Raw genomic sequence first — 16,518 nt, 5'->3', positions numbered from 1 at the left:
ATTAGATATAAATAAACCCAGGAAATAGGGATTTATCGCACTTAAAAAGTGATTACCCACCCACGGTATGCACCAACAAGGAAACAGCTATCGGGAGCAAGCCCCCTCCCACATTTGAGTTGTGAACACATTCAAAAATGTGGGAGGGGGCTTGCGCCCGATAGGGCCGTCAAAAACACTGCAAAACCCCAGCCCCAAAAAAAACGGAGTCCGAGGACTCCGCTTTTTTCACACCAGCCGGATCAGGCCAGTTTTTTGTGGCGCACACGGTGCGGCTGGGCAGCCGCTTCGCCCAAACGCTTTTTACGGTCCGCTTCGTACTCGGTGTAGTTGCCTTCGAAGAACACCGCTTGCGAGTCGTCTTCGTACGCCAGGATGTGGGTCGCGACGCGGTCAAGGAACCACCGATCGTGAGAGATCACAATGGCGGCGCCCGGGAAGTCCAGCAGGGCTTCTTCCAGGGAACGCAGGGTTTCAACGTCGAGGTCGTTGGACGGTTCGTCGAGCAGCAGGACGTTGCCGCCCTCTTTCAGGGTCAGGGCCAGGTGTAAGCGACCGCGCTCACCACCGGACAGGTCCTTGACGAACTTCTGCTGGTCGCCGCCCTTGAAGTTGAAACGGCCGACGTAGGTGCGCGACGGGATTTCATAGTTGCCGATGCGGATCTGGTCGGAACCGTCGGAAATTTGCTGGAACACAGTCTTGCTGCCATCCAGGTCTTCGCGGCTCTGGTCCACGCAGGCCAGTTGCACGGTTTCGCCGATTTCGATGCTGCCCGAATCCGGCGTTTCCTTGCCCATCAGCATGCGGAACAGGGTGGATTTACCCGCACCGTTACCACCAATGACGCCGACGATCGCGCCTTTTGGCATGGAGAACGACAGGTTGTCGATCAGCACGCGGTCGCCATAGCCTTTGCACACGTTCTTGAACTCGATGACCTTGTCACCCAGGCGCGGGCCGGCCGGAATATAGATCTCGTTGGTTTCGCTGCGCTTCTGGAATTCCTGCGACTGCATTTCTTCGAAGCGTTGCAGACGGGCCTTGGATTTGGACTGGCGGGCCTTGGCGCCTTTGCGCACCCACTCCAGTTCTTCCTTCATGGCTTTTTCGTGGGCCGATTGCTGCTTGGATTCGGCGGCCAGACGGTCGGACTTGGCTTCGAGCCAACCGGAGTAGTTGCCCTCGTAAGGGATACCGGCGCCACGGTCGAGCTCGAGGATCCAGCCGGCAACGTTGTCGAGGAAGTAGCGGTCGTGCGTGATCGCAACCACGGTGCCCGGGAAATCGTGCAGGAAGTGCTCCAGCCAGGCGACGGAGTCGGCGTCCAGGTGGTTGGTCGGTTCGTCGAGCAGCAGCATGTCGGGAGCGGACAGCAGCAGGCGGCACAGGGCCACGCGGCGTTTTTCACCACCGGACAGGAACTCGACCTTGGCGTCCCACGCCGGCAGGCGCAGCGCATCGGCGGCGACTTCCAGCTGGCGCTCCAGGTTGTGACCGTCGCCGGCCTGCAGGATGGCTTCGAGCTTGGCTTGTTCAGCGGCCAGCTTGTCGAAGTCGGCGTCCGGTTCAGCGTAGGCGGCGTAGACCTCGTCCAGGCGGGCCTGGGCGTCCTTGATCACGCTGACGGCCTCTTCGACCACTTCACGCACGGTCTTGGTCGGGTCCAGGATCGGCTCCTGGGGCAGGTAACCGATGTTCAGTTCCGGCATCGGGCGGGCTTCGCCTTCGAACTCGGTGTCGACGCCGGCCATGATTTTCAGCAGCGTGGACTTACCCGAACCGTTGAGGCCGAGCACGCCGATCTTGGCGCCGGGGAAGAAGGACAGCGAAATGTTTTTCAGGATTTCCCGCTTCGGAGGGACAACTTTTCCCAGCCGATGCATGGTGAAGACGTATTGAGCCATGGTGAACCTAGCGTCAGTGACTGATGAATTAAGCGGGCGAAGCCCGTGCCAGGCCATGCGCCGCGCGGGCCGTTGACTATCATCAATGCCAGCGAGCGGAAAAAGCCTGAATGTCTGGGGCTGGAACGCCCCCGCGTAACCGGCAAAGCTACCTGAATGCGCTTGGTCAGTCCAGCCAAGCGGGGCTGGCACTTTGCCACAAGTCAAGGCATGCTAGCCGCCCTTCGGGCGTCCGGCTTATAGTGCACGTCGCGCGCCAGTCCAGCCAAACCGCAGGATCACAGCTTGTCCAAAGTCACGCCGCCAACGCCCTTGCGCGCCGCTCATGTAGCGCCGGGAACGCCCCTGCACGGCACCCTCAAAGGCGCATTGGCGACGCTTGTCCTCCTGCTGCTCGCGTTATTGTTCTGGCAACTGCTGGACCAGTTGCAGCAAAACCAGAAAAACCAACAGCAATACACCATCGACTACAGCGCCGACCTGGCTGAACAGATCAGCCTGAGCATGGCCCTGAGCGCAAAAATTGCCCTGAACCTGCTACCGATGGTCGAGCCGCCGCGCGACATCGAACAGCAACAGGCCTTGACGCGCACGTTGCAGCGTTCGCTGCCGGAACTGCGCAGTATCGCCCTGCTCGCGCCCAGCGGCGCGATGATCAGCGACAGCGCCAATGACAGCCAGGACAGCGCCTGGCTGGAAGAGCTGGTGCAGCGCAGCCACGGCCAACCCTACTACCTGAGCAATAACAACGACGGCACCCTCATCTATCTGCTGCTGCACCAGCCCAGCGGCGGCTCAAGGATGTACTGGGCGCTGCGCCTGGCACCCGAGTACCTGGTCAACCTGACCCGCCAGGACAGCCAGGGCCAACGGCCGATGTGGGCCATCGAGAACCGCCTGAACCACCGTGTGGTCAGCCGCGACAGCGGCATGCCGGCGCAATGGGGCGACGCCCTGACCCCGGATGACCTGAATAAAAGCGTGCTGGTCACGCCCCTGAGCAAAAGCGACTGGCAGTTGCGCGGGATGTTCGACCGCGCAGCCGTGCTGGAACAACTGCTGCCGGCGTTTATCGGTAAATGCCTGCTGGGCCTGGCCTTCTCGCTGATCCCCGTGATCGTGTTGCTGAATATGCGTCGCCGCCAGCGCCAGGTGCATGAAGGCCGGCGTCGGTATCAGGATATTTTCGAAGGCACCGGCGTCGCCCTGTGCGTACTTGACCTGTCGGGCCTGAATGCATTCTTTGGCAAGGTGAACTTGCAGACCCGCGAGCAACTGCACGCCTGGCTGCAAAGCTCCCCCGAGGAATGCCGGCAGTTGCTCACCGAACTGCGCATCACCGAGATCAACCAGGTGGCGGTGAGCCTGCTCAGAGTGGGCTCCTGCGAGGAAGCGTGGGAGCGGCTGATCGATGATTGCCCGCGCAACACCACGTCCATCGGACATCAGATACTCGAAGCGGTCCTGACCCAACAGAATCAGCTTGAGTTGGAAATCCAGCTCAAGGATGTAGCCGGCAACGAACAATACCTTTGGATGGTGATGCGCCTGCCGGAACAGCAGGACGACTTCAAGGCGGTGATCCTCAGCATCAGCGACATCACCAGCCGCAAGCTGATCGAACTGTCGTTGGTGGAACGTGAAAGCTTCTGGTCGGATGTGGTGCGTACCGTGCCCGACCACTTGTATGTGCAGGACGTGATCAGCCAGCGGATGATCTTCAGCAACCACCATCTGGGCCACACCCTCGGCTATACCAAGGCCGAACTGCAGCAAATGGGCGAGTATTTCTGGGAAATCCTGCTGCACCCCGAAGACGCCGAGCATTACCACGATTTGCGCCAGCAGCAACGCCACGCCGGCTACGCGACGCAGTTGCACTGCCAGTTGCGCTTTCGCCATCGCAACAACCAATGGCGGCGCTTTGATATCCGCGAGCAGGCCCTGGCGCGGGACAAGTCGGCGCAAGTCACGCGCATCATCGGTGTGGCCAAGGACATCACCGACCAGATCGAAGCCAGCGAGTCCCTGCGCGACAGCGAAAAGCGCTACCGCATGCTGGCCGAAAGCATCAGCGACGTGATCTGCTCCACCGACAGCCAACTGGCCCTCAACTACATCAGCCCGTCGGTCAACGCCGTGCTGGGTTACGACGTGGACTGGGTATTCAAGAACGGCTGGCAGTCGATCATCGCCAACCCCCAGCAACTGACCGGCATCTATAGCTTGCTGGAACAGGTCAGCCGGGCGCTGGGCGATCCCGACGCGCTGAACAGACTCCGCGATCAAGTGCAGACCCAATTGTTCCTGTTCGACTGCCTGCGCGCCGACGGCCGCAAGGTGCCGATCGAGCTGCGCCTGGTGCTGGTATGGGATGAGCACGGCGCCTTCGAAGGTGTCCTCGGCGTGGGCCGCGATATCAGCCAGCAACGCCGCGCGGAAAAAGACCTGCGCATGGCCGCCACCGTATTCGAACACTCCACGTCGGCGATCCTGATCACCGACCCGGCCGGTTATATCGTGCAGGCCAACGAGGCGTTCAGCCGGGTCAGCGGTTATGCGGTAAGCGATGTACTCGACCAGTTGCCGAACATGCTCACCGTCGACGAACAACAGGAAGCCCACCTGCGCTATGTGCTCAAGCAATTGCACCAGCACAGCACCTGGGAAGGCGAAGTGTGGCTCAAGCGCCGTAACGGCGAGCACTACCCGGCCTGGGTCGGCATTACGGCGGTGTTCGACGACGAAGGCGACCTGGCCAGTTATGTGTGTTTCTTCAGTGATATCAGCGAACGCAAGGCCAGCGAACAGCGCATCCACCGCCTGGCCTATTACGACGCCCTGACCCACCTGCCCAACCGCACGCTGTTCCAGGACCGCCTGCACACCGCGCTGCAATCAGCCGAACGGCAGAAGTCGTGGGTGGTGCTGATGTTCCTCGACCTCGACCGTTTCAAGCCGATCAACGACTCCCTGGGCCACGCGGCCGGCGACCGCATGCTCAAGGAAATGGCGACCCGCCTGCTCGGCTGCGTGGCCGAAGACGACACCGTGGCACGCATGGGCGGCGACGAGTTCACGTTGCTGCTGCAACCGCGGGTCAACCGCGAAATGGCGCTGAACCGCGCGATCCATGTGGCCGAGCAGATCCTCGCCAGCCTGGTGAAGCCCTTCGTGCTGGAGGGTCGCGAGTTCTTTGTAACCGCCAGTATCGGCATCGCACTCAGCCCCCAGGACGGCAACGAGCTGAGCCAGTTGATGAAAAACGCCGACACCGCGATGTATCACGCCAAGGAACGCGGCAAGAACAACTTCCAGTTCTACCAGGCCGATATGAACGCCAGCGCCCTGGAACGCCTGGAACTGGAGAGCGACCTGCGCCACGCCCTGGAGCAGGACGAATTCGTGCTCTATTACCAGCCGCAGTTCAGCGGCGACGGCAAACGCCTGACCGGCGCCGAGGCGTTGCTGCGCTGGCGCCACCCACGCCGTGGCCTGGTGCCGCCGGGGGACTTCATTCCGGTGCTCGAAGAGCTGGGCCTGGTGGTGGACGTGGGCGACTGGGTGATCAGCGAAGCCTGTCGCCAGCTCAAGACCTGGCACCAGAACAAGGTGCGGGTGCCGAAAGTCTCGGTAAACATCTCCGCGCGGCAGTTCTCCGACGGCCAACTGGGTACGCGCATCGCCACCATCCTCAAGGACACCGGCCTGCCGCCGGCGTGCCTGGAGCTGGAGCTGACCGAAAGTATCCTGATGCGCGAAGTCAACGAAGCCATGCACATCCTCGACAGCCTGAAAAACCTGGGCCTGAGCATCGCGGTGGACGACTTCGGCACCGGTTATTCGTCCCTCAACTACCTCAAGCAATTCCCCATCGACGTGCTGAAAATCGACCGCACCTTCGTCGATGGCCTGCCCTCCGGCGAGCAGGATGCACAAATCGCCCGCGCCATTATCGCCATGGCCCACAGCCTCAACCTGGCGGTGATTGCCGAAGGTGTGGAAACCCATGAGCAGCTGGACTTCCTGCGCGAGCATGGTTGCGACGAGGTGCAGGGGTATCTGTTCGGGCGACCGATGCCGGCACATCGGTTCGAGGCGCAGTTCAGCAATGATGCGCTGTTCATGTTCGATTGAGCGGTGTGATGAGGCCGGCACAGTCACCACCCATCCCGAGATGAGCCCCGCTTGTCCGCGACATGATGTCCTTTCATATGCCATCTAAAACCCATTGGGTTAGAATGCCCTCCTTTTCTGCCCCCGATCCTTGAGGACCGCCATGTTCAGCCGTGATTTGACTATTGCCAAGTACGACGCCGATCTCTTCGCCGCCATGGAGCAAGAAGCCGTGCGCCAGGAAGAGCACATTGAGCTGATCGCTTCGGAAAACTACACCAGCCCTGCGGTGATGGAGGCTCAAGGTTCGGTTCTGACCAACAAGTACGCCGAAGGCTACCCAGGCAAGCGCTACTACGGTGGCTGCGAGTACGTCGACGTGGTTGAGCAACTGGCCATCGACCGTGCAAAAGAACTGTTCGGCGCCGATTACGCCAACGTCCAGCCGCACGCCGGCTCCCAAGCCAACAGCGCCGTGTACCTGGCCCTGCTGCAAGGCGGCGACACCATCCTGGGCATGAGCCTGGCCCACGGTGGTCACCTGACCCACGGCGCCAGCGTTTCCTCCTCCGGCAAGCTGTACAACGCCGTTCAGTACGGTATCGATGCCAACGGCCTGATCGACTACGACGAAGTCGAGCGCCTGGCGGTCGAGCACAAGCCAAAAATGATCGTGGCCGGTTTCTCTGCCTACTCGCAGATCCTCGACTTCCCACGCTTCCGCGCCATCGCCGACAAGGTGGGCGCCTACCTGTTCGTCGACATGGCTCACGTAGCCGGTCTGGTCGCCGCTGGCGTCTACCCGAACCCTGTGCCTTTCGCTGACGTGGTGACCACCACCACCCACAAGACCCTGCGCGGTCCACGTGGCGGCCTGATCCTGGCGCGCGCCAACGCCGAGATCGAGAAAAAGCTGAACTCCGCCGTATTCCCGGGCGCCCAGGGCGGCCCACTGGAGCACGTGATCGCTGCCAAGGCGATCTGCTTCAAGGAAGCCCTGCAGCCTGAGTTCAAGACCTACCAGCAACAAGTGGTGAAAAACGCCAAGGCCATGGCCGGCGTGTTCATCGAGCGCGGTTTTGACGTAGTGTCCGGCGGTACTGAAAACCACCTGTTCCTGCTGTCCCTGATCAAGCAGGACATTTCCGGTAAAGATGCTGACGCTGCCCTGGGCAAAGCCTTCATCACCGTGAACAAAAACTCCGTGCCGAACGACCCACGTTCGCCGTTCGTGACTTCCGGCCTGCGCTTCGGCACCCCGGCTGTGACCACTCGTGGCTTCAAGGAAGCAGAGTGCAAGGAACTGGCCGGCTGGATCTGCGACATCCTGGCGGACCTGAACAACGAAGCCGTGATCGACGCGGTGCGTGAGAAGGTCAAGGCCATCTGCAAAAAACTGCCGGTATACGGCGCGTAATACAAAGAAGCCCACTGTAGGAGCGAGCTTGCTCGCGAAAAACGTCAACGATAACGCGTGCATCTTGGGTGCACGCGTTGCCTGTGAGTTCTTCGCGAGCAAGCTCGCTCCTACAGGTGGGCTTTTTATGCCTGATAGACCCGCTCAAAGCCTTCTCGGATCTTGTCCTCCGGCAACTCATCGGCAATAAACACGATCACACTCTCCCGCGCCTCACCCTCGGCCCACTCGGTATCCCAGTCGAAACCATAGAGCTTGAGCACGCCCTGGAACACCATGCGGCGGTCTTCGCCGGCAATATTGAGCACGCCCTTGTAGCGCAGCAGCTGCTTGCCATGGTCTTCCAGCAGTTCGTTCATGAACTCACTGAGCCGGTCGATATCCAGTGGCTGGTCGGTGCGCAGCACCAGGCTGGATATACGGTCGATGGACGGCGCCTTGCTCACCGGGCGCAGGCTCATGCCGGCGTTGAGATTGAAGCCGCGCACATCGAGCAGTTCGGCCAGATCAATCTTGCCGTGCTCGACCACGCGAATCGGCGCGCGGCGGTTGATGCGTGTGAGGCGTTCACTGAGTGCTTCGAAGGTAGCGTCATCCACCAGGTCACGCTTGCTCACCAGCAGCCGGTCGGCGAAACCGATCTGTGCCTGGGCGATGGTCTGGGTCAGGTGATGCTCGGCGTGGGCGGCGTCCACCAGGGTAATGATGCCGTCAAGGATGTAGCGTTCGCGCAGTTCCTCATCGATGAAAAAGGTCTGGGCCACCGGCGCCGGGTCGGCCAGGCCGGTGCACTCGATCACCAGGCGGTCGAAGGCGATCTCACCGCTGTCCAGACGCTCGAGCAGCAGATACAGGGCCTTGGTCAGGTCGGTGTGGATGGTGCAGCACACGCAGCCGTTGGACAGGGTCATGACTTGCACCGGTTCTTCGCCCAGCAATTGGGTGTCGATACCGGCGTCGCTGAATTCGTTTTCGATCACGGCAATTTTCAGCCCGTGCTCGGCCTTGAGCAGATGGCGCAGCAAGGTGGTCTTGCCCGCGCCGAGAAAGCCGCTGAGAACGGTGACTGGAATGGGAGAGGACAAAAGAAATTCTCCTTAAAGGAACACAGAAACAAATGTGGGAGGGGGCTTGCATCCGATAGCAGTGTGTCAGGCACTGATCTGTCACTGACACGCCGCTATCGGGGCAAGCCCCCTCCCACAGGGAGTTGCGTTAAATCAACAGCACTTGGGCCCACCCTTGCCGCCGTAACGGGCCTCCTGGCGTTCCCGGAAGAACGCCTTGTAGTCCATCATCGGCTTGTCCGGGTGCTTGGTTTGCATATGCTCGACGTACGTGTCGTAGTCGGGCATGCCGACCATCAGGCGCGCGGCCTGACCGAGGTATTTACCGAGGCGACTGATGTCATTGAACATGTTTGCAATCCTCGGTTATGCGTCAGGTACGGCCTGGAACGGGGCTTCTTTATCCGTACGCTCTTTGTTGCCCCAGGCGGCGACGCCGACCTTGAGCGCATAGAACAGGATGCTGAACACCACGAACAGGAACAGCACCGTCAACGTTGCGTTGGTGTAGGCGTTCCAGATCACATGTTGCATCTGGTCCACGCTCTTGGCCGGGGCCAGGATCTGGCCGTTCGCCAGGGCATCGCTGTACTTCTTCGCCAGGGATAGGAAGCCGATCGCCGGGTTGGCGTCGAACAGCTTGATGAAGCCCGCGGTGGTGGTGCAGATCAGCAGCCAGACCGCCGGCAGCATGGTCACCCAGATGTAGCGCTGGCGCTTCATTTTGATCAGCACAACGGTGGCGAGCATCAGCGCGATACCGGCCAGCATCTGGTTGGAGATACCGAACAGCGGCCACAAGGTGTTGATGCCGCCCAGCGGGTCGATCACGCCCTGGTACAGCAGGTAACCCCACATGGCCACGCAACCGGCGGTCGCGATCAGGTTGGCGGTCCAGGACTCGGTGCGCTTGAGCGCCGGTACGAAGGAGCCGAGCAAGTCCTGAAGCATGAAGCGACCGGCACGGGTGCCCGCGTCGACGGCAGTCAGGATAAACAGCGCTTCGAACAGGATCGCAAAGTGGTACCAGAACGCCATGGTGTTTTCACCCGGCAGCACACTGTGCAGGATCTGCGCGATACCCACCGCCAACGTCGGCGCACCACCGGCACGCGCGAGGATGGTGGTTTCACCGATGTCATGGGCCACGGCCGACAGCGCCTCGGGGGTAATTGCAAAACCCCAGCTGCTGACGGTTTGTGCCACGGTCACCACGTCAGTGCCGACGATTGCCGCCGGGCTGTTCATGGCGAAGTACACGCCTGGCTCAATCACCGAAGCGGCAACCATCGCCATGATCGCCACGAAGGACTCCATCAGCATGCCGCCGTAACCGATGTAACGGGCGTGGCTTTCACTGGCCAGCAGCTTGGGCGTGGTGCCCGAGGAAATCAGCGCGTGGAAGCCCGAGACCGCGCCACAGGCAATGGTGATGAACAGGAACGGGAACAGGCCGCCCTTCCATACCGGGCCGGTACCGTCGATGAACTGGGTCAGCGCCGGCATTTTCAGGTCGGGCATGGTCACCAGGATGCCGATCGCCAGGGCGATGATGGTGCCGATTTTCAAGAAGGTAGAGAGGTAGTCACGTGGCGCGAGGATCAGCCACACCGGCAGTACCGCCGCTACGAAACCGTAGCCGATCAGCATCCAGGTGATCTGGATCCCGGTGAAGGTGAAGGCCTTGGCCCAGACCGGATCAGCGGCGATCTGCCCGCCCAGCCAGATCGAACCGAGCAGCAACAGCACGCCGATGATGGAGATTTCACCAATGCGGCCCGGGCGGATGTAGCGCATGTAGATGCCCATGAACATCGCAATCGGGATGGTCGCCATCACCGTGAAGATGCCCCATGGGCTCTCGGCCAGGGCCTTGACCACGATCAGCGCCAGCACCGCGAGGATGATGATCATGATCAGGAAGCAGCCGAACAGCGCGATGGTCCCCGGGATACGCCCCATCTCTTCGCGCACCATGTCGCCCAGGGAACGGCCATTACGACGCGTGGACAGGAACAGGACCATGAAGTCCTGCACCGCACCGGCCAGCACCACGCCGGCAATCAGCCAGAGCGTGCCGGGCAGGTAGCCCATTTGCGCCGCCAGTACCGGGCCGACCAGGGGGCCTGCACCGGCAATCGCCGCAAAGTGGTGACCGAAAAGGATGTGTTTGTTGGTCGGCACATAGTCCAGACCGTCATTGTTGACCACTGCGGGGGTGGCCCGCCGTGGATCGAGTTGCATCACATTATTAGCGATGAACAAGCTGTAGTAGCGATAAGCGACCAGATAGATGGCCACGGCAGCGACCACGATCCACAAGGCGTTGATCGCCTCGCCTCGGCGCAAGGCCACTACGCCCAGGGCGCACGCTCCTACGATTGCCAGCACCAGCCAGGGTAGGTGGCGTAGCAGGCTATTATTATTTTTCATTTTTATATTCCAGCCAGGGTGGACAGAAAGGACAGCCATCCGGAGTTTAGCGCTACTGGCCTTAAAGGCCACCCCCCTACGTTGGTCTAGAGCCTTGCAGAGGCAAAAAAAGCAGAAAAAACCACCCGATGATGGCGCAGGGCTACAATCCTTTTATCCACAGAGGGTTTCACCATGACCGAGCAAGCGTCTGATCGCCGTCGTTTTCGCCGGATCGCCTTTGATGCCAAGACCGAACTTCGGCAAAACGGCAACGAATGGCCGGTGCAATTGGTGGATTTGTCGCTCAAGGGCCTGTTGGCGCAACGGCCTGAAGGGTGGAAGGGAAATAAGGCGCTGCCGTTTGCGGTCGACATACGCCTGGATCCCAAGGCGCATATAAAGATGCAAGTACGGCTGACCCACGAAGCTGATGGCCAACTGGGATTTGTGTGCACAGACATCGACCTGGACTCGATCAGCCACTTGCGGCGGCTGATTGAGTTGAACCTGGGCGACCAGGAAGAGCTGGAGCGGGAGTTGGGCGCGTTGCTGGAGGTGTAACGGCTCAGGGAAACGCCGTACGTGCGGGAAATTCGCTTTCCATGTCCCAGTAGCCCTTCTTCTGACTTGAGGCGCCGTGCCACTGCCCGTCGACAAACCGATAAGTCTGATAACGGGTGGCAAAGTCATCCTCACCGTCGCCGTCCATAAATGACGACACCTGCAGCAGTTCATCCGCGCCGCCACTGGTTGGCGTCGCGATCGTCCACGCCGCCTTGCCCGTATGCGCCAGGGTCAGCGCCTGGACTTTGCCGTCGGCGCCCTGGTAACCCAGCGGGTTGAGTTGCTGCTTGCCAGGCAGCAACAGCTGCGTGGCAGGCCCGCTGTAGCTGCCCATGGGGGCGGTCTGGTCGATGGTCAAAAAATACACAGGTTCGGGCAGCCCTTTGATCGGGGCTTTCTCGACCTCGGCCAACGGGTAGCCGAGGTCTTCGTGGGCTATCACCTCGCCAGAGGCCGACACCCAGCGCACCTGGGCTTCGAGCAGCGGGTTGTCGACCAAGTCGCCGGGCTCGTCGAACGAGTCTTCATCCAGCCCGCTGCCCCAACTGTCCTTGTGCAGTTGGGGGCTGATGCGCTGGTCTTCGAGCACCTGCAGCACACTGCCATCTGGCGTCACCAGCGTTTGCGCCAGGCGATAGCCCGTTGGCAGCTCAGCCCAGGCCATGGCGGGCAAGCCGGCCAAGGCGACAAACAGGGCGACTACACCCCAGCGATTCGATCGTTGCATGGCGTCCATCCCTGAATTATTCGAAAAGTGCATCCAACGCCTGCTCCAGGCGCGTGACTCCAATTACCTGCAATCCTGGCGGCATTTCCTTCGGCGCATTGCCCTTGGGCACGATCGCGCGTTTGAAGCCATGCTTGGCCGCTTCCTTCAAGCGTTCCTGGCCGCTGGGCACCGGGCGCACTTCGCCCGACAGGCCCACCTCACCGAACACCAGCAGGTCGTGGGGCAATGGCCGGTTGCGCAGGCTGGACATCACTGCCGCCATCAACGCCAGGTCGGACGCGGTTTCCAGCACCTTGACCCCGCCGACCACGTTGAGGAACACGTCCTGGTCGTGGGTCGGGATGCCGCCGTGACGGTGCAGCACCGCCAGCAGCATCGCCAGGCGGTTCTGATCCAGGCCCAGCGTAACGCGGCGCGGGTTGGCCAGATGGCTGTCATCCACCAGCGCCTGGACTTCCACCAGCATCGGCCGGGTGCCTTCCCACGTCGCCATGACCACGCTGCCTGGGACTTCTTCCTGGGCGCGGGTCAGGAAAATCGCCGAGGGGTTGGAGACTTCCTTCAGCCCCCGGTCAGTCATGGCGAACACACCCAGTTCGTTCACCGCGCCGAAGCGGTTCTTCACCGCCCGCAGCAAGCGCAAGCGGCCATCGGACTCGCCTTCGAAATACAGCACGGTGTCGACCATATGCTCCAACACCCGTGGCCCGGCCAGCGCGCCCTCTTTGGTGACGTGGCCGACCAGGAAGATCGCCGTGCCGCTCTGCTTGGCGTAGCGCACCAGCAACGCCGCACTCTCGCGCACCTGGGACACGCCGCCCGGCGCCGACTGCAATTGCTCGGTGAAAATCGTCTGGATCGAGTCGATCACCATGACCTTGGGTTTTTCGATCCGGGCCGTGGCGATGATGCTTTCGATGCAGGTTTCGGTCATGACCCGCAGTTGGTCCTGGGGCAAGCCGAGGCGGCGCGCGCGCATGGCCACCTGTTGCTGGGATTCTTCGCCGGTGACGTACAGCGCCGGCATGCGGCTGGCGATGCTGCACAGGGTTTGCAGAAGGATCGTCGACTTGCCGATGCCGGGGTCGCCGCCGATCAACACCACCGAGCCGTCCACCAGGCCGCCACCCAGAACCCGATCCAGCTCACCGGAAGCCGTCGAGAAACGCGGGATCTCTTCGACGCTGACTTCGGCCAGGGTCTTGATCTGCGCCTGCTGCCCGGTCCAACCGGCACGCCCGGTAGGGGCAGCGGCGCCGCCGCTTTCGATCATGGTTTCAGTCAGGGTATTCCACGCACCACACTCGGTGCATTGGCCGGCCCACTTGGGAAAGGTCGCGCCGCACTCCGTGCAGCCGTACATGCGCTTGGCCTTTGCCATTTGAGAACCTCCAACCGAAAAACCGCGATGATAGCTCAGCGCGACGACGGGGTCCGGATTTCACCGCTGGCCAATCGTGAAGCACTATTGCCGACCGGGTCTTCGGCGTTGAGATCGGCGCCCTTGGCCTTGAGTTCGTCGAGCAACTCGATGCGCTTGAACAGCCCGGCATACATGGCCGCCGTCTGACCGGCACCGTTACGCTGGTCGGGGTTGCAGTCGGTGGCCAGCAGGCGCTGGGCGATTTTCAATTCGCCCTTGAAGATCGCGCCCATCAACGCGGTGTTGCCGCGCTTGTCCTGCACACAGGCGTCGGCGCCGGCGGCGAGCAAACGCTCCACGTAGGTACTTTCGCCATGGTAAGCAGCGAGGATCAGCGCGGTGTAGCCCTTGTCGTCCTGGGTGTTGAGGGGGAAGCCGGACTCGATAAAGGTGTTGAGCATGTCGAGGTCGCCACGGCGGGCGGCGTCGAAGTAATAATCCTGGAGCTGCGCCTTGAGTGCGACCGGGTCGGGCGACTCGGCATGGGCGACAAAAGCCAGCATGGCCATCAGTAAGCCGATAGAAATACGCATGGGTTCTCTCCTGCCAGAGGTCGACGCCCGGGAGGGCGTCGACCGAAACCAACGTCAGTCAGTGAGTTTTTCGGCCAGCGCCTTCACGCGTGCCAGGTCACCCTTGGCGACCTTGGCCACGCCGGTGCCGTATTCCGGATCGGCCTTGTAGAGGAACGACAGGATGATGTGCTTGCTCTCGTCATCGGTAGTGGCCAGTGAGCCGCCGAAATTGTCGATCAAGTCCTGGCGCTCTTTCTTGCTGTAGGAGCGATACAGATCGCCGGCCTGCTTGAAGTTCTGCTCACGCTGGATCTTCGCCTGCTGGGTGCTGCCCGACAGCGCCGTCTGGCTGTAGCGCGCGGTTTGCGGCTCTTCACGGTTTTCCAGGCGGCTTGGCTGGTAGTTCACGCCACTGGTGGTCTTGCCGAAGTTCAGCGCGCCGTCCTGGTTACCGTTGTTGACGGTGACCCGTGGGGCGTTGATCGGCAGCTGCAGGGCATTGGCGCCCAGGCGATACATCTGCGTGTCGGCATACGAGAACACCCGGCCTTGCAGCAGGCGGTCTTCCGACGGCTCGATGCCCGGTACCAGGTTGGCCGGGGCCATGGCCACTTGCTCGGTTTCCTGGAAGACATTCGCCGGGTTGCGGTTCAGCACCATCTGCCCGACTTTGCGCTCGGGCACATTCGGCCAGATCTTGGTGGCGTCCAGCGGGTCGAAATCAAACTTGGCCAAGTCTTCCGGCTTGAGTACCTGCACATACAAGTCCCACTTGGGGAAGTCGCCCTTGTTGATATGGGTGACCAAGTCGTTGGTCATATGGCTGTAGTCACGCCCCTGCACTTCGCTAACTTGCTTGGGATCGAGGTTCTTTATGCCTTGCAGGCTCTTCCAGTGGAACTTGACGTAGTGCACTTCACCCTTGGCGTTGATCAACTTGTAGGCATGTACGCCATTGCCGTCCATTTCCCGATAACTGGCCGGAGTACCGGAGTCGGAATACAACTCGGTAAGTGTGCGAGTGGCCTCGGGAACATGGGAGAAGAAGTCGAAGCGACGGGAGTCATCATCCAGGTTAGTGCGCGGGTCCGGCTTGAAGGCGTGGACCATATCGGGGAACTTGATGGCATCGCGGATAAAGAACGTCGGGAAGTTATTACCCACCAAGTCCCAGTTGCCATCGGCGGTATAGAACTTGGTGGCGAAGCCGCGCGGGTCACGCAGGGTTTCCGGGGAGTGGTTGCCATGCACCACGGCGGAGAAGCGCACGAACACCGGGGTGGTTTCGCCAGCAGCGAAGACCTTGGCCTTGGTCAGGTCACTGAGGTTATCGGTGACGGTGAAGGTGCCATGGGCGCCGGTGCCACGGGCATGCACCACGCGCTCGGGGATGCGCTCACGGTCGAAGCGCTGCAGTTTCTGGATCAGTTGCACGTCCTGAAGCAGCACCGGGCCATTGGCGCCGGCGGTTTGCGAGTTCTGGTTGTCGCCGACGGCGGCACCGTTGTCACGGGTCAGGTTGGCGGCTTGTACAGAGAGGGAAAGCAGGCTGGCGGTCGCCAGTACCAGCACATGACGCGCCAATACCGGGCCGCGATTGATTGGATTCTTCATCAAGGTTTCCTCTGGTTTTTTTAATGCACATTCAGTTGTGCTTGCCAGAGGCTAGTGACCCGCGAGTCAGAAGATAAATAGAAAAAGACCACCAGGTCGATTGAGAAAATAATGTGGTAAGCCGCTGAAATAGCGGGTATTTCGCGCGCGATTGGTGGCACTTTGCAAACTATTTGCGATTTAATGTGTCGATAAAAACTGACAGTGTTAGCAGCTGTATCAGGCAAGCCGGTTACGACTGACTTACACTGAGCGGCACCCTTCTCATCTGTAACAAGGAATAACCTATGGGCGTGATCAGTGAGTTCAAGGCCTTCGCGGTCAAAGGTAATGTGGTCGACATGGCCGTCGGTATCATCATCGGCGCCGCCTTCGGCAAAATTGTTTCCTCGTTTGTAGGCGATGTGGTGATGCCGCCCATTGGTCTATTGATCGGTGGCGTGGACTTTGGTGACCTGGCGATTACGCTCAAGGCGGCACAGGGCGATGTGCCTGCCGTGGTGCTGGCGTACGGCAAGTTCATCCAGAGCGTGATCGACTTTGTGATCGTCGCGTTCGCGATCTTCATGGGCGTCAAGGCCATCAACCGCCTCAAGCGCGAAGAAGCCGTAGCGCCTAGCCTGCCACCGACACCGAGCAAGGAAGAAGTGCTGCTGGGCGAGATTCGCGACCTGCTCAAGGCGCAGAACGACAAGCCGCTTTAACCCGGACCGGCTTGGAAAAAAGGCGCCTCCTTGAGGCGCCTTTTCA

General features: G+C 60.9%; 12 protein-coding genes. 4 read left to right on the top strand and 8 right to left on the bottom strand.

Annotated elements, in window-relative coordinates; translation table 11 throughout:
* Positions 1–242 precede the first annotated feature (242 nt).
* Entirely contained in the window at positions 243–1,907 is a 1,665-nt protein-coding gene (ettA, locus tag PspCFBP13509_RS10825) for an energy-dependent translational throttle protein EttA (RefSeq protein WP_065925348.1), read from the bottom strand.
* 285 nt (positions 1,908–2,192) lie between these two features.
* Here ettA and PspCFBP13509_RS10820 point away from each other — a divergent pair, with 285 nt between their 5' ends.
* Positions 2,193–6,044 (top strand): bifunctional diguanylate cyclase/phosphodiesterase, encoded by a 3,852-nt coding sequence (locus PspCFBP13509_RS10820; RefSeq protein ID WP_137212015.1) that lies wholly within the window; start codon positions 2,193–2,195, stop codon positions 6,042–6,044.
* A gap of 142 nt (positions 6,045–6,186) precedes the next feature.
* On the top strand, positions 6,187–7,440 hold the full coding sequence (gene glyA / locus PspCFBP13509_RS10815; protein ID WP_017528864.1) for a serine hydroxymethyltransferase: 1,254 nt from the start codon (positions 6,187–6,189) through the stop codon (positions 7,438–7,440).
* Positions 7,441–7,565: 125 nt separating this feature from the next.
* Here the strand turns inward: glyA and yjiA are convergent, their stop codons facing one another.
* The 3 genes from yjiA to PspCFBP13509_RS10800 form a co-directional block, all read right to left on the bottom strand.
* Positions 7,566–8,525 (bottom strand): GTPase, encoded by a 960-nt coding sequence (gene yjiA, locus PspCFBP13509_RS10810; protein ID WP_065924175.1) that lies wholly within the window; start codon positions 8,523–8,525, stop codon positions 7,566–7,568.
* Between the two features lie 135 nt (positions 8,526–8,660).
* Entirely contained in the window at positions 8,661–8,858 is a 198-nt protein-coding gene (locus tag PspCFBP13509_RS10805) for a YbdD/YjiX family protein (RefSeq protein WP_003176208.1), read from the bottom strand.
* A gap of 15 nt (positions 8,859–8,873) precedes the next feature.
* On the bottom strand, positions 8,874–10,940 hold the full coding sequence (locus PspCFBP13509_RS10800) for a carbon starvation CstA family protein (protein WP_053137912.1): 2,067 nt from the start codon (positions 10,938–10,940) through the stop codon (positions 8,874–8,876).
* A gap of 174 nt (positions 10,941–11,114) precedes the next feature.
* On the opposite strand from PspCFBP13509_RS10800, the gene PspCFBP13509_RS10795 reads away from it, so the two are divergent.
* The gene (locus tag PspCFBP13509_RS10795; protein ID WP_065924174.1) at positions 11,115–11,483 is read left to right on the top strand and encodes a PilZ domain-containing protein; all 369 of its coding nucleotides are present in this window, start codon (positions 11,115–11,117) and stop codon (positions 11,481–11,483) included.
* A 4-nt stretch (positions 11,484–11,487) separates the two neighbouring features.
* Here the strand turns inward: PspCFBP13509_RS10795 and PspCFBP13509_RS10790 are convergent, their stop codons facing one another.
* From PspCFBP13509_RS10790 to katB, 4 genes are read right to left on the bottom strand one after another with little or no spacing between them, the layout of a single operon-like run.
* Positions 11,488–12,213 carry a hypothetical protein gene (locus tag PspCFBP13509_RS10790; protein WP_065924178.1) on the bottom strand — a complete coding sequence of 242 codons (726 nt, stop codon included), beginning with the start codon at positions 12,211–12,213 and terminating at the stop codon, positions 11,488–11,490.
* Positions 12,214–12,229: 16 nt separating this feature from the next.
* Entirely contained in the window at positions 12,230–13,597 is a 1,368-nt protein-coding gene (gene radA, locus PspCFBP13509_RS10785; RefSeq protein ID WP_053137919.1) for a DNA repair protein RadA, read from the bottom strand.
* Positions 13,598–13,632: 35 nt separating this feature from the next.
* Positions 13,633–14,172 carry an ankyrin repeat domain-containing protein gene (locus tag PspCFBP13509_RS10780; protein ID WP_137212014.1) on the bottom strand — a complete coding sequence of 180 codons (540 nt, stop codon included), beginning with the start codon at positions 14,170–14,172 and terminating at the stop codon, positions 13,633–13,635.
* Between the two features lie 54 nt (positions 14,173–14,226).
* Positions 14,227–15,768 (bottom strand): catalase KatB, encoded by a 1,542-nt coding sequence (gene katB / locus PspCFBP13509_RS10775; RefSeq protein ID WP_137212013.1) that lies wholly within the window; start codon positions 15,766–15,768, stop codon positions 14,227–14,229.
* 287 nt (positions 15,769–16,055) lie between these two features.
* On the opposite strand from katB, the gene mscL reads away from it, so the two are divergent.
* Positions 16,056–16,472: a large-conductance mechanosensitive channel protein MscL gene (gene mscL / locus PspCFBP13509_RS10770; protein ID WP_053137928.1), complete on the top strand. Its 417-nt coding sequence runs from the start codon at positions 16,056–16,058 to the stop codon at positions 16,470–16,472.
* The last annotated feature ends 46 nt before the right edge of the window (positions 16,473–16,518 follow it).

It is taken from the genome of Pseudomonas sp. CFBP13509 (assembly GCF_005233485.1).
Lineage (GTDB): Bacteria > Pseudomonadota > Gammaproteobacteria > Pseudomonadales > Pseudomonadaceae > Aquipseudomonas > Aquipseudomonas marginalis.
Note: the sequence above shows the minus strand (reverse complement) of the source record. Positions and strands in the feature narration are given on the sequence as shown.

Coding starts and splice junctions, on each gene's coding strand:
- PspCFBP13509_RS10800 (WP_053137912.1), bottom strand. CDS start 10,940: ATGAAAAATAATAATAGCCTGCTACGCCACCTACCCTGGCTGGTGCTG.
- PspCFBP13509_RS10795 (WP_065924174.1), top strand. CDS start 11,115: ATGACCGAGCAAGCGTCTGATCGCCGTCGTTTTCGCCGGATCGCCTTT.
- katB (WP_137212013.1), bottom strand. CDS start 15,768: ATGAAGAATCCAATCAATCGCGGCCCGGTATTGGCGCGTCATGTGCTG.
- PspCFBP13509_RS10790 (WP_065924178.1), bottom strand. CDS start 12,213: ATGCAACGATCGAATCGCTGGGGTGTAGTCGCCCTGTTTGTCGCCTTG.
- radA (WP_053137919.1), bottom strand. CDS start 13,597: ATGGCAAAGGCCAAGCGCATGTACGGCTGCACGGAGTGCGGCGCGACC.
- ettA (WP_065925348.1), bottom strand. CDS start 1,907: ATGGCTCAATACGTCTTCACCATGCATCGGCTGGGAAAAGTTGTCCCT.
- glyA (WP_017528864.1), top strand. CDS start 6,187: ATGTTCAGCCGTGATTTGACTATTGCCAAGTACGACGCCGATCTCTTC.
- mscL (WP_053137928.1), top strand. CDS start 16,056: ATGGGCGTGATCAGTGAGTTCAAGGCCTTCGCGGTCAAAGGTAATGTG.
- PspCFBP13509_RS10805 (WP_003176208.1), bottom strand. CDS start 8,858: ATGTTCAATGACATCAGTCGCCTCGGTAAATACCTCGGTCAGGCCGCG.
- PspCFBP13509_RS10780 (WP_137212014.1), bottom strand. CDS start 14,172: ATGCGTATTTCTATCGGCTTACTGATGGCCATGCTGGCTTTTGTCGCC.